Origin of the sequence: Piscinibacter sp. (assembly GCF_050175855.1) — a bacterium.
Taxonomy (GTDB): domain Bacteria; phylum Pseudomonadota; class Gammaproteobacteria; order Burkholderiales; family Burkholderiaceae_C; genus Piscinibacter.
The window spans coordinates 1-18,953 of the sequence record NZ_JBFXIO010000039.1 but is presented as its reverse complement, the minus strand read 5'-3'; the positions used below and the strand labels follow the sequence as shown (position 1 = coordinate 18,953).

Genomic DNA, 18,953 nt, shown 5'->3' with positions numbered 1-18,953 from the left:
GCAGCGGCGCGTCGGCCGCGCCCTCGTGCGGCGGCACGTGCTGGAGGATGGCGTCGAACAGCGGCGCCATGTCGGTGCCGATCTCGCCCTGCTTCAGCGTCGCCCAGCCGTTCAGGCCAGAGGCGAAGATCACCGGGAAGTCGAGCTGCTCCTCGGTGGCGTGCAGCTTGTCGAACAGTTCGAAGGTGGCGTTGATCACGTAGTCGGGCCGCGCGCCGGGGCGGTCGACCTTGTTGACCACGACGATGGGCTTGAGGCCCAGTGCCAGCGCCTTCTTGGTGACGAAGCGGGTCTGCGGCATCGGGCCTTCGACGGCGTCGACCAGCAGCAGCACCGAGTCGACCATCGACAGCACGCGCTCGACCTCGCCGCCGAAGTCGGCATGGCCCGGGGTATCGACGATGTTGATATGCGTGCCCTGCCACTCCACGGCGCAGTTCTTCGCCAGGATGGTGATGCCGCGCTCGCGCTCGAGGTCGTTGCTGTCCATCACGCGTTCGGCCACCTTCTCGTTGTCTCGGAAGGTGCCGCTCTGGCGTAGCAGTTGGTCGACGAGCGTGGTCTTGCCGTGGTCGACGTGGGCGATGATGGCGACGTTGCGGATCTGGCGGGTCATGCGGTTCTTTCGGTGCGTTCAGTCACAAGGCCTTGCACCTCGCTCGGGCTGAGCAGCCTCGTGGAAATCAGTTCGCCGGCGACGATGTGGGCCGAGCCGAGAAAGGCGTGCGGTTCGGGGCCGAACACCCTCACCTGGCGCGCGTCGGCCAGCGCCAGGCGGCGGCGCATGCCGGCGAGGAAGCGCGCGGCATCCTCGGCGCCGAGTCGCACCTCGGGGCAGTCGGCCAGCAGCGCATCGGCCGGCAGCAGGCAGGCATCACGCGCCGGTTCGTCCATCGCTTCGAGGGCTTCGAGCGTCAACGCCCCGTCCAGGGTCAGCGCGCCCGATCCGGTGCGGCGCAGCGCCGCGAGGTGCGCGCCGCAGCCGAGCGCTTCGCCGATGTCTTCGGCCAGGGTGCGAATGTAGGTGCCCTTGCTGCAGCGAACGTCGAGCACCCAGCGGTCACGATCGCCCTCGACGATGTCGATGCGGTGAATCGTCACCCGACGCGGCTCGCGCTCGACCTCGACGCCGGCGCGAGCGTACTCGTACAGCGCCTTGCCCTCGTGCTTGAGCGCCGAGTGCATCGGCGGCAGTTGTTCGATCTCGCCGGTGAAGCGGTCGCAGGCGGCGCGCAGCGCCTCGTGCGTGACGTTCACCGGGCGCTCCTGCAGGATCTCGCCTTCGAGATCGCCACCGCGGCGCGTCTGGCCGAGCTTCAGCGTGGCGAGGTAGCGCTTGTCGGCATCGAGGCTGGCCTGGGAGAACTTGGTGGCCGCACCGAAGCACAGCGGCAGCAGCCCGCTGGCCAGCGGATCGAGCGTACCGGTGTGGCCGGCCTTCTCGGCGCGGAAGAGACGCTTGGCACGCTGCAAGGCATCGTTGCTCGACAGGCCGACCGGCTTGTCGAGCAGCAGCACGCCGTGCACGGCACGGCGCACGATGCGGGGGCGTTGCGGCCGGGGTGCGTTCATCGCGGGCTCAGTCGTCCTTCGCGCGCGTGGCGTTGGCCTGGTTGATCAGGATGTTCAGCTCGGCGGCGCGCTCGGTGGTGCGGTCGAAGTGGAAATGCAGCGTCGGCACGGTGTGGATCTGCAGCCGCTTGAACAGGCCGTTGCGCAGGTAGCCGGCGGCCTCGTTCAGCGCGGCCTCGCACTCGGCGGGGTCGCCCACCAGCAGCGAGAAGTACACCTTGGCGTGGGCATAGTCGGCCGACACCTCCACCGCATGCAGGGTGACCATGCCGATGCGCGGATCCTTCAGCTCGCGGATCAGCTCGGCCAGGTCGCGCTGGATCTGGTCGGCGATGCGGAAGCCGCGGTTGGGAATCGATCGCTTGTGTCGCATGGGGTGCTCCTAAACACAAACCCCGCCTTCTTGTGGAAGGCGGGGCTCGGGACGAGGCCGGTTCCGCCTTACAGCGTCCGTGCCACCTCCTTGATCTCGAAGAACTCGAGCTGGTCGCCTTCCTTGATGTCGTTGTAGTTCTTGAGCTTGATGCCGCACTCGAAGCCTTCCTTGACCTCGCGCACGTCGTCCTTCAGGCGGCGCACCGACTCGACCTCGCCGGTGTAGACCACCACGTTGTCGCGCAGCAGGCGGAAGCGCGAGCCGCGGCGCACCAGGCCCGAGGTGACCATCGAGCCGGCCACCGTGCCGATCTTGGACGCCACGAACACCTGGCGGATCTCCGCGGTGCCCAGCGCCTCCTCACGCTGCTCGGGCGCCAGCATGCCACCCATTGCCGCCTTCACCTCGTCGACCGCGTCGTAGATGATGTTGTAGTAGCGGATGTCGACGCCGTTGTTCTCGGCCAGCTTGCGTGCACCGGCATCGGCGCGGGTGTTGAAGCCGATGATGATCGCCTTGGAGGCGATCGCCAGGTTGACGTCGCTCTCGCTGATGCCACCCACCGCCGCGTGCACGATCTGCACCTTGACCTCGTCGGTCGAGAGCTTCTGCAGCGAGGTGGACAGCGCTTCCTGCGAGCCCTGCACGTCGGCCTTGACGATCAGCGGCAGGCTCTGCACCTCGCCCTGGCCCATCTGCTCCATCATCGACTCGAGGTTCGCGGCCTGGCGCTTGGCCAGCTTCACGTCGCGGTACTTGCCCTGGCGGAAGGTGGCGATCTCGCGCGCGCGGCGCTCGTCGGCCAGCACCATGAACTCGTCGCCGGCCTGCGGCACTTCCGTCAGGCCCTGGATCTCCACGGGGATGGACGGGCCGGCCTCCGTGGTCGGCTTGCCGTCCTCGTCGAGCATGGCGCGCACGCGGCCATAGCTCGAGCCGGCCAGAACCACGTCGCCGCGCTTGAGCGTACCGCTTTGCACCAGCACCGTGGCCACCGGGCCGCGGCCCTTGTCGAGCTGCGCTTCGATGACCAGGCCCTTGGCCGGCGCCTCGATCGGCGCCTTCAGCTCCAGCACCTCGGCCTGCAGCAGCACCTGCTCGAGCAGCTCGTCGACGCCCTTGCCCGTCTTGGCCGACACCGGGACGAACGGCGAGTCGCCGCCGAAGTCTTCCGGCACCACCTCTTCGGCCACCAGCTCGCTCTTGACGCGCTCGACATTGGCCTCGGGCTTGTCGATCTTGTTCATCGCCACGACGATGGGCACGCCGGCCGCCTTCGCGTGGTGGATGGCTTCCTTGGTCTGCGGCATCACGCCGTCGTCGGCCGCCACCACCAGGATGACGATGTCGGTGGCCTTGGCGCCACGGGCACGCATCGCCGTGAATGCGGCGTGGCCCGGGGTGTCGAGGAAGGTGATCATGCCGCGCGGCGTCTCGACGTGATAGGCGCCGATGTGCTGCGTGATGCCGCCGGCCTCGCCGGCCGCCACGCGGCTGCGCCGGATGTAGTCGAGCAGCGAGGTCTTGCCGTGGTCGACGTGGCCCATCACGGTCACCACCGGTGCTCGCGGCGTCTCCGCGTGCTGCTGCTCGCCGGCCTCCTCCTCGAGGAAGGCTTCCGGATCGTCCAGCTTGGCGGCGAAGGCCTTGTGGCCCATCTCCTCGACGACGATCATCGCCGTCTCCTGGTCGAGCTGCTGGTTGATGGTGACCATCTGGCCCAGCTTCATCAACTGCTTGATGACCTCGGAGGCCTTGACCGACATCTTGTGGGCAAGGTCGGCCACCGAGATCGTCTCGGGGATGTGCACCTCCTGAATCACCTGCTCGGTCGGGGCGGTGAAGGTCGATTGCGAACCGTCGCTGCGCTCGCCGCGGCGGCCACCGCGCGGTGCGCGCCAGCCGGCGCGGGCGCCACCGGCGGCACCGTCGCTGCGGCCCTTGAGCGCGGTGCGCTTCTTGGCGGCATCGTCGGCCCAGCTCGAGGACAGCTTCTCCGACTTCACCGACTTCTTGTCGCCCGGCTTGGCCGCGCCCGGCGCGGCCGCGGTCGCCGGTGCGCCCGGCGCGCCGGCCTTCTTGTGGATCGTGCCCTTGATCTCGGTGGCCGGCTTGGCCGGCTCCTCGGGCTTCTTGGCCACGAGCACCTTCTTGGGCGCGTTCATCATCTCGCGGATGGCGCGCGCCTCGGCCTCGGCAGCCTGGCGGCGCTTGGCGAGATCGGCGGCCTTCTGCGCTTCCTCGTTGGCCACGTCGGCGGCCTTGACCACGCGCAGCGCCGGCTTCGGTGCCTCGACGGCGGGCGCCGGCGCGGGTGCCGGGGCCGGCTCGGCCGCCGCAGCCTTGGACTTCGGCTCGGGCTTGGCGGCGGCCGCTGCCAGGGCCGCGGCGGCTTCCTCCGCGGCCCTGCGCGCAGCCTCGGCGGCACGGGCCTCGGCAGCCTCGCGCTCGCGCTTTTCCTGCTCCTCGCGCTGGCGGCGCTTCTCCGCCAGGTCTTCCTCCTGGCGGCGCAGCAGCTCGGCCTGGGCGCGCGCTTCTTCCTCGCGGCGCTTCAGTTCGGCTTCGTCGATCACCGGCGCCGCCGGCTCCTCGCTGGCCGGGGTGTCGTCGCGCTTGACGAAGGTGCGCTTCTTGCGAACCTCGACCTGGATGGTGCGCGCCTTGCCGCTGGCGTCGGCCTGCTTGATCTCGCTGGTCGACTTGCGCGTCAGCGTGATCTTCTTGCGCTCGGCGCCGGCGGTGCCGTGGGCGGTGCGCAGGTAGTCGAGCAGACGCTCCTTGTCCGACTCGCTGAGCGTGTCGTCGGCCGACGCCTTCTTGACGCCGGCCGACTGCAGCTGCTCGAGCAGCGCCGCGGCCGGGCGATTCAGCTCGGCGGCGAGTTGGGCGACGGTGGTCGAAGCCATTGTGGGTTCCTTGCTGGGTCTAGCTCTGTCTCGTGTCGGTGCGGGTCTCTCAGGCGGTGAACCAGTGTTCACGCGCCTTCATGATCAGCGCCTTGGCCTGCGCCTCGTCGATGCCGGACATCTCGGTCAGCTCGTCGACGGCGAGGTCGGCCAGGTCGTCGCGGGTGTGGATGCCGCCGTCGGCGAGCCTGGCGATCAGCTCGGGGGTCAGGCCCTCGAGGTCGCGCAGGTCCTGCGACACCTCCTCGACCTTCTCCTCGCGGGCGATCTCCATCGTCAGCAGCGCATCCTTGGCCCGGGTGCGCAGCTCGGCGACGGTGTCCTCGTCGAAGCTCTCGATCTCGAGCATCTCCTGCATCGGGACGTAGGCCACTTCCTCGAGGCTGGTGAAGCCCTCGGCGATGAGGATGTCGGCGACCTCCTCGTCGACGTCGAGCTTCTCGACGAAGAGCTTGCGGATCGCATCGCTCTCGGCGGCCTGCTTCGACGCCGATTCCTCGGCCGTCATGATGTTGATGCGCCAGCCAGTCAGCTCGGAGGCCAGGCGCACGTTCTGGCCGCCGCGGCCGATGGCGATGGCGAGGTTCTCCTCGTCGACCACCACGTCCATCGCGTGGCGCTCCTCGTCGACGACGATCGACTGCACGTTGGCCGGGGCCAGCGCGCCGATGACGAACTGCGCCGGGTCCTCCGACCACAGCACGATGTCGACGCGCTCGCCGGCCAGTTCGTTGGTGACCGCGGTGACGCGCGAGCCGCGCACGCCGACGCAGGTGCCGATCGGGTCGACGCGCTTGTCGTGCGAGACCACGGCGATCTTGGCGCGGCTGCCCGGGTCGCGGGCGCAGCTCTTGATCTCGAGCAGCCCCTGCTCGATCTCCGGCACTTCCTGGCGGAACAGCTCGATCATGAAGCCCGGCGCCGAACGCGACAGGATGATCTGCGGGCCGCGCAGCGTCGGGTCGACCTCGAGGATGAACGCGCGCACGCGGTCGCCGCTGCGCAGGTTCTCCTTCGGAATCATCTCGTTGCGGCGCAGGCGGCCCTCGACGCGGCCGGACTCGACGACGATGTCGCCCTTGTCCAGGCGCTTGACGGTGCCGACGAAGATCTTGTCGCCGCGCGACAGGAAGTCGTTGAGCAGTTGCTCGCGCTCGGCGTCGCGGATCTTCTGCAGGATCACCTGCTTGGCCGCCTGCGCGCCGATGCGACCGATCGAGACCGACTCCACCGGTTCCTCGATGTAGTCGTCGACCTCGATGTCGGGAATCTGCTCCTTCGCCTCGAACAGCAGGATCTCGGAGTCGGGCAACTGCAGGCCGGCCTCGTCGGGCACCACGTGCCAGCGGCGGAAGGTCTCGTACTCACCGCTCTCGCGGTCGACCGACACGCGCATGTCGACCTCGCCGCCGTGCAGCTTCTTCGAGGCCGAAGCGAGCGCCGCTTCCACCGCGCCGAACACGACCTCGCGATCCACGCTCTTCTCGCGCGAGATGGCGTCCACCAGCATCAACAATTCGCGATTCATCGCTCACGACCTCCGTCAACCTCTTGTCCGGGCGCAGCCTCGCCCGTGGCCGGTTTCGCGGGGGCGAAACGCTTCCCCTTGAAATCGACCACCGGCACCAGCCGGGCCTCGCGCACTTCGTCGAGTGAAAAATCCAGTGCCTGATCCGTCTTGCCGTCGTTGAAGACGAGACGCCAGCCGTCGCCCTCGCCTTCGCCGCGCGGCTGCAGCACGCCGCTGTACTTCTTGCGGCCCTGGAAGGCCAGCTTCAGCGTCAGCTCCACCTGCTCGCCGGCGAAGCGGGCGTAGTCGGAAGCCTTCTTCAGCGGCCGGTCCAGCCCGGGCGACGAGACCTCGAGGCGCGCGTAGGCGCAGTTCTCGACCTCGAGCACGTGCTGCAGCTGGCGGGTGACCTTCTCGCAATCGTCGACCGTGATGAACTCGCCGGCCGGGTCGCCGCTCACGCGGTCGATGTAGACGCGCAGCAGCCCGCCGGCACTTCGCTCGGTGTCCACGAGCTCGTAGCCCAGGCCGGTCACGGTGCGTTCGACGGCGCCTTGCCAACTCGTCACAGGTTCTGTCGTCCCTTGTTCAGCAGTTTCTTGCGAGCAGCTGCGACGGATTCCGCAGCCCAAAAACGTTCGAGCAAAAAAAATGGGCTGGAAGAATCCGCCCACGCAGCTTTCTCGAAAACGGCAGATTGTAGCGCGACCTCGGGGTACCGGCAAGCCGCCGTGATGTCAAGAGGCCGCGGACGCCCGGGGGAGCATGCCAAAATCCGGCCCCTTTCCCACGAACAGCAACGCGGAGTCTCCATGGGCTTTCTCGCCGGCAAGCGCCTTCTCATCACCGGAGTGCTGAACAACCGATCGATCGCCTACGGCATTGCACGCGCGTGCCACCGCGAAGGCGCCGAGCTGGCGTTCAGCTACCAGGGCGAGCGTTTCAAGGATCGCATCACCGAGTTCGCTGCCGAGTTCGGCTCCAAGCTCACCTTCGATTGCGACGTCTCCGACGACGCGCAGATCGAGGCGCTGTTCAACCAGCTCGGCGAGGCCTGGCCGCAGTTCGACGGCTTCGTGCACTCGATCGGCTTCGCCCCGCGCGAGGCAATCGGCGGCGACTTCCTCGATGGGCTGACGCGCGAGAACTTCCGCATCGCCCACGACATCTCGGCCTACAGCTTCCCGGCGATGGCCAAGGCGGCGCTGCCGCGGCTGCGCAGCGGCGCCTCGCTGCTGACCCTGTCGTACCTGGGCGCGGTGCGCTACGTGCCGAACTACAACACCATGGGCCTGGCCAAGGCCTCGCTCGAATCCAGCGTGCGCTACCTCGCCCACTCGCTGGGAGCCAAGGGCATCCGAGTCAATGGCATCTCGGCCGGCCCGATCAAGACGCTGGCCGCCTCGGGCATCAAGGATTTCGGCAAGCTGCTGACGGACTTCGCCGCCATGGCGCCGATCCGTCGCGCGGTGACGATCGAGGACGTCGGCAACGCCGCGGCCTTCCTGCTGTCGGACCTGGCCTCCGGCATCAGCGCCGAGATCACCTACGTCGATGGCGGCTTCAGCCAGGTGATGGCGGGCTCAGGCGACGCCTGAGAACCCGCCCTCGCCTCACAGCGCCTGGAGGATCTCCCGGCGCTTCTGCTGGTACTCCTCTTCGCTGATCAGGCCTCGGTCGCGCAGCCGCTTGAGCGTCAGCAGGCGCTGCTCGATCTCGTCGGCCGAGGCCGGCGCCGGCCTTGCAGCAGGCGCGGCAACCGGTGCGGGCGGCGGCGCAGCCTGGGCCTTCGGCGGTACGCCCGGTGCGGGCGCCGGCAGCACCACCGGCTGCGGCGCCGGGGCCGGCGCGGCGACCCGGTTCACCGGGATGGCCAGCCAGTCGGCGCGGCGTACCGTGGCGCCCGGGTCCTGCAGCGTCACCAGTCCCGCCTTGGCACGCGAGCCAAAAGTGAAGGTCGGCGGAATGCGCGAGCCGATGTAGGCGTTGTCGAAGTCGCGGCGGGCCTCGTGCACGATCAGGTGCAGCGCGTTGTCCTGCACGAACAGCCGTGCCGTCAGGCCCAGCGGCGCCAGCAGCACGCCGCCGCCGCGGCGGTGCGTGCTCAGCAGCAGCAGGTCGTCTCCCGGGGTCGCCACCGACAGCGCCTCGGCCAGTGGCTCGATCAGGTCGCTCAGCTCATCCGGCGAGAACAGCGGCTGCGTGCCGCTGCCCACCACCAGCCGCACGGGCGCGAGCAACTGGCGCAGGGTTTCGGGCGCGATCGCCGCGGGATGCTGGTTGCCGACCGAGCCGGCCTCGCGCTCGGCGCGCTGGATGGCGGTGAATTCGCCGATGCGCCAGGTGCGGCGTTCGGCGGAGGCCGCCGGTTTGTCGCCCGAGCTGCTCTTCGAGCCGAACAGGAAGTCGGTCCACGTGGCCGCGAAGGCGGTGGGAGCCGGTGTGAGCGTCACGCCGGCGCAGAGGATCGCGGGCGCCAGCCAGCGCGGTGCAGAGGTCAAGTTGTCGTCTCCTGGAGGTCTTCGAGGGCCCGCGCCGCCCCGAGCAGCGCCGGCGAGGTGCTCGCCTGCACGACGTAGGTCGGGATGGCACGCAGGTAGTCGCGGAAGCGCCCCTTGGCTTCGAAGCGCTCACGGAAGGCCGAGCGGTCGATGCGCTCGCCGAGGCGCGGCACGATGCCGCCGCCAATGTACATGCCGCCGCGCGCGCCCAGCGACAACGCGAGGTTGCCCGCCACCGTGCCGAGCAGGGCGAAGAAGAGCTCCACCGCCTGCGCGCAGCGCGCATCGCCGCCCGCTGTGGCGCGGGCCGAGACGGCCGCCGCGTCGAAGGGTTCGGGCAAGTCGCCCTCCAGCTCGCACAGTGCCACGTAGAGATTCACCAGGCCCGGCCCGGAGATCGCCCGCTCCGCCGAGGCGTGGCCGAAGCGCGCGCGCAGCCGCGCGATCACCGCGTCTTCCAGCGCGCTGGCGCCGGCCAGCGTCACGTGGCCGCCTTCTCCGTTGATCGGGATCGCGCTGCGCCCGCTGTTCGCCGGCAGCAGACCCGAGACGCCGAGGCCGGTGCCCGGGCCGATCAGGCCGAGCGGCGAATGTGCGACCGCCGTGCCGGGGCCCACCTGGCGAAAGTCGGCCGGCGACAGCGCCGGCAGCGCCAGCGCCAGCGCAGTGAAGTCGTTGATGACGAGGAAGCGGTCGAGGCCGAACTGCGCGCGCACCGCCTCGATCGAGAACTGCCAGTCGTGGTTGGTCATGCGCACCAGGTCCCCCACGACGGGGTTGGCGATGCCGATGGCGCACCACCGTGGCGGCGGCAGGCCCTTCGTGTCGAGGTAATGGCGCATCGCGTCCTGCAGCGAGGCGTGGTCGGTGCAGCGATAGCTATCGACCTTGCCGGGCGCGTCGCCTGCGGCGGCCTGCCAGCCGAATCGCGCATTGGTGCCGCCGATGTCGCCGAGCAGGCGCGGATAGCTGGCGGCGGTCGAGGTCATGTCGTCGATCAGGGCCATGGTCGTCAGGCGTGGTGTCGCGGTGGTGCGGTGCCCCGATCCAGCAAGCTCCGCGCCGCCCGCCCTGGCCCGTAACCCGGCACCGGGCGAAGCGGGAATGTAGCCAAACTACGCACTGAAGACAATGCGGGCTTGGCACGAATGGTGTGCCGATTGTTTGCGCCAGCTCAATACGGAAGAGCGTTTGCGCAACACTGGTGCAAACCCTCGTGCGCTCTGTGTAGTACCACTACTAAAGTCCGCGCTGCCCAGAAACTACGCATCGACCTGTAGTTGCACTACTTCCCGTGAAGCGCAGCACCTCGTTCACCCGCCTGGCTTGCACCCGCTTCGCGCATCCCGTTTTCCCGGAAGAGCGAGTTGGCGCCGCCCCGAAAGGGGCGGCGCGTGTTTTGCCGCCGCTTCCGGCTGCGGTTCCCTCCCCCACCGGCGCAAGCCGGAATCAGTCCCCCAAGCACAACCTCTGAGGAGTCAGCGCAATGCACCAATTCAAGAGACTGGCCATCGCCGCAGCCGCGGCGAGCGCCTTTGCCGTACCCGCGGCGCACGCCGAGGGCGTGGAGTTCCACGGCTACCTGCGCAGCGGCGTGGGCACCACCAGCGAGGGTGGCGACCAGAAGTGCTTCCAGATCGCGCCGACCAAGTACCGCCTCGGCAACGAGTGCGAGACCTACGGCGAACTGGCGCTCTCGGCCCCGTTCGGCAAGAGCGACGGCGGCCCGTGGGCGAAGTACAACCTGATGCTCGCCACCATCGAGAACAACGGCCAGGGCGACTTCGAATCCGTCAACGGCGGCAAGTTCGACATCGCCAGCCGCCAGAACTTCTTCCAGGCCGGCGGCTTCTTCGGCAAGGGCGCGATGGAAGACGCGAAGATCTGGATCGGCAAGCGCTACTACAACCGCCACGACGTCCACATCACCGACAACTTCTACTGGAACAACAGCGGCCTGGGCGGCGGCATCGAGGACATCAACGCCGGCGCGGCCAAGCTGGCCTTTGCCTACCACCAGAACGGCAACGGCAACAACAGCCTGAGCACCCGGCGCCTGTCGGCCCGCCTCTACGACATCGACGTCAACCCGAACGGCAAGCTCGAAGGTGAACTGGTCTACCTGACCGGCAGCACCGCCGACAAGTCGCCGACCGCGCCGAACGAGGGCTCGGGCTGGGCGCTGTTCGTCGAGCACACCCAGAGCGGCATCCTCAACGGCTTCAACAAGCTGGCGCTCGTCTACGGTGCCGACGACGCCGCCGGCGGCAGCTGGAACCCGACCTACTCCACCGCCGACGACGGCCGCAAGGGTGCCAAGGAGTACCGCATCGTCGACCAGCTCTACGTCGACCTCAAGAACGGCTGGTCGGGCATGGCCACCGTCCTGTACTCCGACGTCAAGGACGCTGCCGGCAACAAGACGAAGTGGTTCAGCATCGGCGCCCGCCCGCAGTACAACTTCACGCCGAACCTCAGCGTCGCGATCGAAGGCGGCTACGACCAGGTCAAGAGCGGCGGCAACACCGCCAAGCTGGCCAAGCTGACGGTGGCCCCGCAGTACACGCTGAGCGGCGGCTTCTGGGCCCGCCCGGCCTTCCGCGCCTTCGCCACCTACGCCAAGTGGAACGACGCGGCCGGTGCCCAGGGCGGCGGCGTGTTCGCGCCGGACAAGAACGGCATGACCTACGGCCTGCAGGTCGAGGCCTGGTGGTGATCTGAGGCTCCGGCGCGCGGGCGGCCACGAGCGGCCCGCGCGCTTTCCGAGGCCCTCAGAGCGAACGGCGTGATCCGCGCCGTTCCCCCTGCGTGCCCCACACGCTCCCCACCCCAGCGCAGCACCCATGGCCAACCTGCTCCTCAAGTCGCTGAAGAAGGCCTTCGGCGACGCGGTGATCATCCCCGGCATCGACCTGGAGATCCGCGACGGCGAGTTCATCGTCTTCGTCGGACCGTCGGGCTGCGGCAAGTCCACCGTGCTGCGCTGCATCGCCGGACTGGAGGACATCACCAGCGGCGAGCTGTACATCGGCGGCGAGCTCGTCAACGAGGTGCCGCCGGCCAAGCGCGGCATCGCGATGGTGTTCCAGAGCTATGCGCTCTATCCGCACATGACGGTGGCCGAGAACATGGCTTTCGGCCTGAAGCTCGCCGGCTACACCAAGGAGCAGATGAAGGCCGCGGTCGACCGCGCTGCGCAGATCCTGCAGATCGAGCACCTGCTCGAGCGCAAACCCAAGGCGCTTTCCGGCGGCCAGCGCCAGCGCGTGGCGATCGGCCGCGCCATCGTGCGCAAGCCCGGCGTCTTCCTGTTCGACGAGCCCTTGTCCAACCTCGACGCCGCGCTGCGCGTGCAGATGCGGGTGGAGCTGTCGCGGCTGCACAAGGAACTGAAGACGACGATGATCTACGTCACCCACGACCAGGTCGAGGCGATGACGCTGGCCAACCGCATCGTCGTGCTCAACAAGGGCGCCATCGAGCAGGTGGGCACGCCGATGGAGCTGTACCACTCGCCGGTCAACCAGTTCGTCGCCGGCTTCATCGGCAGCCCGAAGATGAACTTCATCGCCGGCGAGCTGGTCTCGGCCACGCCGGCGCTGGCCACGGTGAAGCTGCACGAGGGCACGGTGGTGCAGGTGGCGGCCGACGCCACCTCGCTGGCCACCGGCGCCAAGGTCACGCTCGGTGCGCGGCCCGAGCACATCGAGGCCAGCAAGGAGCCGCCCGCGGCCGACAACGCCGTCAAGGGCCACGTCCAGCTCGCCGAGCACCTGGGCGACACCATCTTCCTGCACGCCACGCTGGCCGGCGCCACCGAAAGCATGACCATCCGCACCCACCCGGACAACCCGGTGGATACCGGCGACATGGCCTGGCTCACCCTGCCCCCGCGGCAAAGCTTCCTGTTCGACGAGCGCGGCAAGACGCTCTCGCGGACGTCCTGACCCCGCCTCAACCCCTGCCGATACGGCACCACTGTCGAAGGAGAGCTCTCATGAACCATCCGCGTCACCGCATCCGCCTGATCGCGGCCGCTGCCACGCTGGCCCTCGGCGCCGGCTTCGCCGGCGGTGCGCTGGCCGCCGAGCCCGGCAAGCTGCTCATCTGGATCAACGGCGACAAGGGCTACAACGGCCTGCAGAAGATCGGCGACGAGTTCGCCAAGAAGACCGGCGTGCAAGTGGTGGTGGAGCATCCGGAAGACGCGCCGGGCAAGTTCCAGCAGGCCGCCGCCGCCGGCAAGGGCCCGGACATCTGGATCTGGCCGCACGACCGCATCGGCGAGTGGATCGCCGGCGGCCTGCTGCAGCCGGTGAACCCGAGCAAGAAGGTGCGCGACGACATCGACCCGCTGGCCTGGAAGGCCTTCACGGTGGGCGGCAAGACCTGGGGCTACCCGATGTCGATCGAGGCGGTCTCGCTGGTCTACAACAAGGCGCTGGTCAAGACGCCGCCGAAGTCCTTCGAGGAGGTCATGGCGCTGGACAAGCAGCTGGCCAAGGACGGCAAGAAGGCCATCCTGTGGGACTACACCAACACCTATTTCACCTGGCCGCTGCTGGCCGCCAACGGCGGCTACGCCTTCAAGCTCAAGCCTGACGGCACCTACGACCCGGCCGACACCGGCGTCAACAACGCCGGTGCCGTCAAGGGCGCGGAACTGCTGAACAAGCTGATCCGCGAGAAGTACATGCCCGAGGGCAGCGGCTACGCCGAGATGGAAGCCGCCATGGCCCAGGGCAAGGTGGCGATGATGATCAACGGCCCGTGGTCGTGGGACAACCTGAAGAAGGCCAATATCGACTTCGGCGTGGCCAAGATCCCCGCCGTCGGCGGCAAGAAGGCGGCGCCCTTCGTCGGCGTGCTCGGCGCGATGCTCAACAAGTCGACGCCGAACCGCGACGTGGCCGTGGAGTTCATCGAGAACTACATGCTGACCACCAAGGGCCTGAAGATGATCAACGACGACGTGCCGCTGGGCACGCCGGCGAGCAAGGCCCTGTTCGCCGAGCTGAAGAGCGACCCGAAGATCCAGGCCACCATGGCCTCGGCCCAGGACGGCGCCCCGATGCCGAACAACCCGGAGATGGGCCGCTTCTGGTCGTCGATGGTCTCGGCCCTGGGCAACATCATGGACGGCCGCCAGAGCCCGAAGGAAGCGCTGGACGGCGCCGCCAAGCGCATCACCGCGAAGTAAGGGCGGCACGACGATGAGCGACGCGACGATCACACCACCCGCGAAGGCCGAACGCCGCTGGCTCGGGCCGGCGCTGCTCGCGCTGGTGATCGCCGCGGCGCTCTATCTCGTCGTCATCGTCTATGCCACCGGCGAGGTGCTGCTCGCGGGCACGCTGCTCGTGAGCAGCGCGCTCGCCGTGTGGATCTACACCGCGAAGACCACGTATGCCTTCCGCTATCTCTTCCCAGGCATCGCGGCGGCGCTGATCTTCGTGGTCTTCCCGATGGTCTACACCATCACCATCGGCTTCACGAACTACAGCTCGCGCAACCTGCTCGAGTTCCCGCGCGCCGAGGCCTACTTCCTCAGCGACACCTTCCGCGCCGAAGGTTCGACCTTCGAGTTCAGCCTGCACCCGGCCGGCGCCGAATACCGCGGGCGCCTGGTCGACCCCGAGTCCGGCGCGGCCTTCCAGTTCGGCCCGCTGGCGCTGGCCGCCGACCGCCGCGTCGAGGTCACGGCCGAGCCGGAACCCGCCGGTGCCGCGGCCCTGCCCGAGCCGGTGTCGCTCAAGGAATTGATCGGCCACCAGAAGGCGCTGCGCGGCGTGACGGTGACCTTGCCCGACAGCCGCAAGGTCGGCATGGCCGGCCTGCGCGAATTCGCCGCGGTGCAGCCGCTGTGGGTGAAGCAACCCGACGGCAGCCTGAAGAACCAGGAGAACGGCACCGTCATCCGCGCCAACATGGACAGCGGCTACTTCGAGACGGAGGCCGGCGAGCAACTGCAGCCGGGCTTTCAGGTGCCGATCGGCTGGGACAACTACCGCCGCATCTTCACCGAGGCGAAGTTCCGCGAGCCCTTCGTGCGCATCTTCGTCTGGACGGTGGTGTTCTCCGCGCTCACGGTGCTGTTCGCGACCTCGCTCGGCATGCTGCTCGCGGTGCTGCTGAACTGGGACGCACTGGGCTTCAAGGGCACCTACCGCATGCTGCTGTTCCTGCCTTATGCGGTGCCGGGCTTCATCTCCATCCTGGTATTCAAGGGCCTGTTCAACCAGAACGTCGGCGAGATCAACCTCATCCTCTCCGGGCTGTTCGGCATCAAGCCGCAGTGGTTCTCCGATCCGCTGCTGGCCAAGGCGATGCTGCTGATCGTCAACACCTGGCTGGGCTTCCCGTACATGATGGTCATCTGCATGGGCCTGATCAAGGCGATCCCGGCCGACCTGTACGAGGCCTCGGCCGTGGCCGGTGCCGGGCCGCTGACCAACTTCTGGAGCATCACGCTGCCGCTGATCATGAAGCCGCTGACGCCGCTGCTGATCAGCTCCTTCGCGTTCAACTTCAACAACTTCGTGCTGATCAGCCTGCTGACCGGCGGACGGCCCGACTTCATCGACACCTCAGTGCCGGCCGGCACCACCGACCTGCTGGTCAGCTACACCTACCGCATCGCCTTCCAGGACTCGGGCCAGAACTACGGCCTGGCCGCGGCGATCTCCACCGTCATCTTCCTGATGGTGGCAGCGGTGTCGCTGGTGCAGATGCGCTTCACCAAGATCGTCGAAGACGAGAAGCGCTGAAGGAGACAACAAAAGATGGCCATCGTCCTTGACCGTTCGCACCGCTGGCGCGTGATCGCGGCGCACGCCTTCCTGATCGGCCTGTGCGCGCTGGTGATCTTCCCGTTCCTGATCGTGATCTCGATCTCGCTGCGGCCGGGCAACTTCGCCACCGGCAGCATCATCCCCGAGACGATCAGCCTGGAGCACTGGCGCTTCGCGCTCGGGCTGCCCTTCCAGGATGCCAACGGGCGCCTGGTCGAGCCCGACCTGCCGGTGCTGCTGTGGCTGTGGAACTCGGTCAAGGTGGCCACGCTGTCGGGGCTGATCTGCCTGTTCCTCTCCACCACCGCCGCCTACGCCTTCGCACGGATGAAATTCGCCGGCAAGAAGCAGGCGCTGACCGGGCTCATGCTGATGCAGATGTTCCCCTCGGTGCTGGCGCTGGTGGCGATCTACGCCATCTTCGACCGCATCGGCAACGCCTTCCCGGCCTTCGGCATCGACACCCACTGGGCGCTGCTGCTGGCCTACTCGGGCGGCATCGCGCTGCACATCTGGACCATCAAGGGCTACTACGACACCATCCCCTACGAGATCGAGGAGGCGGCAAAGGTCGACGGCGCCACGCCCTGGCAGGCCTTCCGCCTGGTGCTGCTGCCGATGGCCGTGCCGATCCTGATGGTGGTCTTCCTGCTTGCCTTCATCGGCGCGATCATCGAGTACCCCGTCGCCTCGATCCTGCTCAAGCGCCAGGACCTGCTGACCATGGCGGTCGGCTCCAAGATGTTCCTGTACGACCAGAAGTACCTCTGGGGCGACTTCGCGGCGGCGGCCATCCTCTCCGGCCTGCCGATCACCATCGTGTTCATGCTGGCCCAGAAATGGATGATCTCCGGCCTCACCGCCGGCGGCATCAAGGGCTGAACTTCCCTCCCCTCCACACCCTGACGAGGACACCCATGAAGAAGACGAGCTTCTTTCTCCAGGCATTGATCGCTGCCGCCGTGCTGGCCCCGGGCCTGGCAAGCGCCGCGCCGCCGGAAGGCAAGGTGCAGATCAACTACAACCGCTGCGACGGCAACTACGACGGCTGGGGCGTGCACCTGTGGAAGGACCCGGGGATCCCGCTGCCCGGCGTCGAGTGGCAGAACCCGATGATGCCCACCGGCAAGAACGACTTCGGCATCTTCTTCCAGGCCGACTTCAAGGAGTTCAGCAAGGGCAAGGTGAACTACATCATCCACAAGGGCGACAGCAAGGATCAGGGCGGCCGCGACATGTCCTTCGACGGCAACACCGTCAAGGAGATCTGGGTGAACAACGGCGACCGCAAGATCTACACCTCGCTGGACGACGCCAAGAAGGCGCGCGCCGAGAACCCCTGCAAGTGATGTCCCTGCCGTCGTCGCTGCGGCGCCTGCTGGCCGCGCTGGCGTTCGGCCTGGCGCTGCAGGCCGCACCCGCGGCCGAGGCGCCGATCCCGGATCTCGGCCCGGTGGCGGCGCAGCCGTTGGCCAGCGCCCTGCCCGCCGGCTGGAGCCAGCGCGGGGTGTTCATGGAGATCCTGGTACGGGCCTACCAGGACAGCAACGGTGACGGCGTCGGTGACCTCAACGGCCTGACCAACCGGCTCGACTACCTGCAGTCGCTGGGCATCACCGGCTTGTGGCTGATGCCGATCTTCGAAAGCGAAGACCGCGACCACGGCTATGCGGTGAAGAACTACCGCGCCATCGAGCCCGACTACGGCACCCTGGCCGACTTCGACCGGCTGCTGGCCGAGGCGCACCGGCGTGGCATCGCGGTGATCATCGACTATGTGATGAACCACGCGGCGGCGGCGCATCCGCTGTTCGAGAGCGCCTACGACAGCCGCAAGTCGCCCTACGTCGACTGGTTCACCTGGTCGGAAGACAAGCCGCGCGGCTGGAATACCTTCTCCGGCGAACCCTGGCGCGAGGGCAACCAGCGCTGGTACTACGCGGTGTTCGACGCCGGCATGCCCGACTTCAACCTGCGCAACCCGAAGGTGGTGGACTTCCACCTCGACAACCTGCGCTTCTGGCTCAACCGCGGCGTCGACGGCTTCCGCTTCGACGCGGTGGGCGTGCTCTTCGAGAACAGCGCCGCCGCCTGGGAGAACCAGCCGGAGAACCACGTGCTGCTCAAGCGCGTGCAAGACCTGCTGGCGAGCTACGGCGAGAAATACCTGGTGTGCGAGTCGCCGAGCGACCCGGCGCCGTTTGCCGCGCCCGACTCCTGCGGTTCGGCCTTCGCCTTTGGCCTGCAGAAGCACATCCTGTCCAGCGCGAAGCTGGGCCGTCTGCGCGACGACGTGCTCTACAACTTGCGCAAGATGCCGGTGCCACGCATGGCGACCTTCCTCGCCAACCACGACCACTTCGCCGGTGCGCGGCTGGCCCGGCAATTCGACGGCGACGAGAAGGGCTACCGCGTGGCCGCCGCCACGCTGCTCACGCTGCCCGGCCTGCCCTTCCTCTACTACGGCGAAGAGATCGGGCTCGGCCAGGCGCCCACCGTCTTCAATGCCGACCAGTCGCTGCGAGGGCCGATGAGCTGGAGCGGCGAAACGAATGCAGGCTTCACGAGTGCTGCCAAGCCCTTCCGCGCCAATGTCTCGAACTGGCAGACCCACAACGTTGCCGCGCAGGACAAGGACCCGGCCTCGCTGCTCAATTGGTACCGCGGGCTGATTGCGCTGCGCAACGCCGAGCCGGCGCTTTCGCAGGGCCGTTTCACGGCGTTGTCCGAGCGCGACCAGCCGGTGTTCGCCTTCACCCGCGAGCACGAGGGCTCGCGGCTGCTGGTGCTGATCAACTACTCGCGCCAGCCGGCGCAGCATGTCCTGCCTGCCTCGTTCAAGGCCTCCGACTGGGCGGTGGCCTTCCCGCTGGGCACGGCCTCGCCCTTCGTCGCCGCCAAGGCAGGCCAGGCGGGCACGGCGCCTGCTCGCGTGCAGCTCGGCGCGCAGCAGGTGCTGGTGCTGAAGGCGCGCTGACAATACCGCCATGAGCCTCGATCGCCCCGTCTCCGTGCAGCCGCATGCCGACCCGCGCCTGCTCGCCGACATCGGCGCCACCTATGCGCGCTTCTGCATCGAGCGCCTGAGCGGCCGCTTCGAACACGTGGCGGTGCTGCCCTGCGCCGACTACCCCGGGTTCACCGCGGTGGTGCAGGCCTACCTCGACAGTCTCCCCGCCGGCATCAAGCCGCGGCATGGCGCAGTGGCCATCGCCAACCCGATCGAAGGCGACTGGGTGCGCATGACCAACCGCGACTGGGCCTTCTCGATCCAGGAGGCGCAGCGCCAGCTCGACC

17 protein-coding genes are annotated in these 18,953 nt (G+C 68.2%); 9 read left to right on the top strand and 8 right to left on the bottom strand.

The annotated features are described in order from the left end of the window. The 6 genes from AB7U92_RS05370 to rimP all read right to left on the bottom strand — a co-directional run. Nucleotides 1-616 (bottom strand): GTP-binding protein (locus AB7U92_RS05370; RefSeq protein ID WP_428575153.1); only part of this gene is annotated, 616 nt, incomplete at its 3' end. Further along, nucleotides 613-1,572: a tRNA pseudouridine(55) synthase TruB gene (gene truB, locus AB7U92_RS05365; RefSeq protein WP_428575152.1), complete on the bottom strand. Its 960-nt coding sequence runs from the start codon at nt 1,570-1,572 to the stop codon at nt 613-615. The genes truB and AB7U92_RS05370, both read right to left, overlap by 4 nt. Nucleotides 1,573-1,579: 7 nt before the next feature. After that, on the bottom strand, nt 1,580-1,945 hold the full coding sequence (gene rbfA, locus AB7U92_RS05360) for a 30S ribosome-binding factor RbfA (RefSeq protein ID WP_293434283.1): 366 nt from the start codon (nt 1,943-1,945) through the stop codon (nt 1,580-1,582). A 68-nt stretch (nt 1,946-2,013) separates the two neighbouring features. Next, complete coding sequence (gene infB / locus AB7U92_RS05355; protein ID WP_428575151.1) at nt 2,014-4,854, bottom strand: translation initiation factor IF-2; 2,841 nt, start codon at nt 4,852-4,854, stop codon at nt 2,014-2,016. A 49-nt stretch (nt 4,855-4,903) separates the two neighbouring features. Beyond that, on the bottom strand, nt 4,904-6,382 hold the full coding sequence (gene nusA / locus AB7U92_RS05350; RefSeq protein WP_428575150.1) for a transcription termination factor NusA: 1,479 nt from the start codon (nt 6,380-6,382) through the stop codon (nt 4,904-4,906). Then, on the bottom strand, nt 6,379-6,933 hold the full coding sequence (rimP, locus tag AB7U92_RS05345) for a ribosome maturation factor RimP (RefSeq protein ID WP_428575149.1): 555 nt from the start codon (nt 6,931-6,933) through the stop codon (nt 6,379-6,381). Before rimP ends, nusA begins: the two co-directional genes overlap by 4 nt. Before the next feature lie 243 nt (nt 6,934-7,176). Here rimP and fabI point away from each other — a divergent pair, with 243 nt between their 5' ends. Then, nucleotides 7,177-7,962 carry an enoyl-ACP reductase FabI gene (fabI, locus tag AB7U92_RS05340; RefSeq protein WP_428575148.1) on the top strand — a complete coding sequence of 262 codons (786 nt, stop codon included), beginning with the start codon at nt 7,177-7,179 and terminating at the stop codon, nt 7,960-7,962. 15 nt (nt 7,963-7,977) lie between these two features. On the opposite strand, the gene AB7U92_RS05335 is transcribed toward fabI, so the two are convergent. Then, complete coding sequence (locus tag AB7U92_RS05335; RefSeq protein WP_428575147.1) at nt 7,978-8,865, bottom strand: SHOCT domain-containing protein; 888 nt, start codon at nt 8,863-8,865, stop codon at nt 7,978-7,980. After that, nucleotides 8,862-9,872: a glucokinase gene (locus AB7U92_RS05330; RefSeq protein WP_428575146.1), complete on the bottom strand. Its 1,011-nt coding sequence runs from the start codon at nt 9,870-9,872 to the stop codon at nt 8,862-8,864. Before AB7U92_RS05330 ends, AB7U92_RS05335 begins: the two co-directional genes overlap by 4 nt. Nucleotides 9,873-10,351: 479 nt before the next feature. Between AB7U92_RS05330 and AB7U92_RS05325 the strand changes: the two genes are divergently transcribed. From AB7U92_RS05325 to AB7U92_RS05290, 8 genes are all read left to right on the top strand, one after another. After that, the gene (locus tag AB7U92_RS05325) at nt 10,352-11,581 is read left to right on the top strand and encodes a maltoporin (protein WP_428575145.1); all 1,230 of its coding nucleotides are present in this window, start codon (nt 10,352-10,354) and stop codon (nt 11,579-11,581) included. Between the two features lie 127 nt (nt 11,582-11,708). Then, on the top strand, nt 11,709-12,812 hold the full coding sequence (locus AB7U92_RS05320) for an ABC transporter ATP-binding protein (RefSeq protein WP_428575144.1): 1,104 nt from the start codon (nt 11,709-11,711) through the stop codon (nt 12,810-12,812). 50 nt (nt 12,813-12,862) lie between these two features. After that, complete coding sequence (gene malE, locus AB7U92_RS05315) at nt 12,863-14,065, top strand: maltose/maltodextrin ABC transporter substrate-binding protein MalE (protein ID WP_428575143.1); 1,203 nt, start codon at nt 12,863-12,865, stop codon at nt 14,063-14,065. Between the two features lie 13 nt (nt 14,066-14,078). Then, complete coding sequence (gene malF / locus AB7U92_RS05310) at nt 14,079-15,632, top strand: maltose ABC transporter permease MalF (protein WP_428575142.1); 1,554 nt, start codon at nt 14,079-14,081, stop codon at nt 15,630-15,632. 15 nt (nt 15,633-15,647) lie between these two features. After that, nucleotides 15,648-16,538, top strand: a complete 891-nt coding sequence (gene malG / locus AB7U92_RS05305; RefSeq protein ID WP_428575141.1) for a maltose ABC transporter permease MalG — start codon at nt 15,648-15,650, stop codon at nt 16,536-16,538. Between the two features lie 35 nt (nt 16,539-16,573). After that, nucleotides 16,574-17,005 carry a pullulanase-associated domain-containing protein gene (locus AB7U92_RS05300; RefSeq protein WP_428575140.1) on the top strand — a complete coding sequence of 144 codons (432 nt, stop codon included), beginning with the start codon at nt 16,574-16,576 and terminating at the stop codon, nt 17,003-17,005. After that, nucleotides 17,005-18,633, top strand: coding sequence for an alpha-amylase family glycosyl hydrolase (locus AB7U92_RS05295; RefSeq protein ID WP_428575139.1), 1,629 nt, complete (start codon nt 17,005-17,007; stop codon nt 18,631-18,633). Before AB7U92_RS05300 ends, AB7U92_RS05295 begins: the two co-directional genes overlap by 1 nt. Nucleotides 18,634-18,643: 10 nt before the next feature. Then, on the top strand, nt 18,644-18,953 hold a 310-nt coding region (locus AB7U92_RS05290), incomplete at its 3' end, for a glucokinase (RefSeq protein WP_428575138.1).

Excerpts from the sequence above, each read along its gene's own strand:
- truB (WP_428575152.1), bottom strand. The coding sequence starts at position 1,572 with ATGAACGCACCCCGGCCGCAACGCCCCCGCATCGTGCGCCGTGCCGTG.
- rbfA (WP_293434283.1), bottom strand. The coding sequence starts at position 1,945 with ATGCGACACAAGCGATCGATTCCCAACCGCGGCTTCCGCATCGCCGAC.
- infB (WP_428575151.1), bottom strand. The coding sequence starts at position 4,854 with ATGGCTTCGACCACCGTCGCCCAACTCGCCGCCGAGCTGAATCGCCCG.
- nusA (WP_428575150.1), bottom strand. The coding sequence starts at position 6,382 with ATGAATCGCGAATTGTTGATGCTGGTGGACGCCATCTCGCGCGAGAAG.
- fabI (WP_428575148.1), top strand. The coding sequence starts at position 7,177 with ATGGGCTTTCTCGCCGGCAAGCGCCTTCTCATCACCGGAGTGCTGAAC.
- AB7U92_RS05330 (WP_428575146.1), bottom strand. The coding sequence starts at position 9,872 with ATGGCCCTGATCGACGACATGACCTCGACCGCCGCCAGCTATCCGCGC.
- AB7U92_RS05325 (WP_428575145.1), top strand. The coding sequence starts at position 10,352 with ATGCACCAATTCAAGAGACTGGCCATCGCCGCAGCCGCGGCGAGCGCC.
- AB7U92_RS05320 (WP_428575144.1), top strand. The coding sequence starts at position 11,709 with ATGGCCAACCTGCTCCTCAAGTCGCTGAAGAAGGCCTTCGGCGACGCG.
- malE (WP_428575143.1), top strand. The coding sequence starts at position 12,863 with ATGAACCATCCGCGTCACCGCATCCGCCTGATCGCGGCCGCTGCCACG.
- malF (WP_428575142.1), top strand. The coding sequence starts at position 14,079 with ATGAGCGACGCGACGATCACACCACCCGCGAAGGCCGAACGCCGCTGG.
- malG (WP_428575141.1), top strand. The coding sequence starts at position 15,648 with ATGGCCATCGTCCTTGACCGTTCGCACCGCTGGCGCGTGATCGCGGCG.
- AB7U92_RS05300 (WP_428575140.1), top strand. The coding sequence starts at position 16,574 with ATGAAGAAGACGAGCTTCTTTCTCCAGGCATTGATCGCTGCCGCCGTG.
- AB7U92_RS05295 (WP_428575139.1), top strand. The coding sequence starts at position 17,005 with ATGTCCCTGCCGTCGTCGCTGCGGCGCCTGCTGGCCGCGCTGGCGTTC.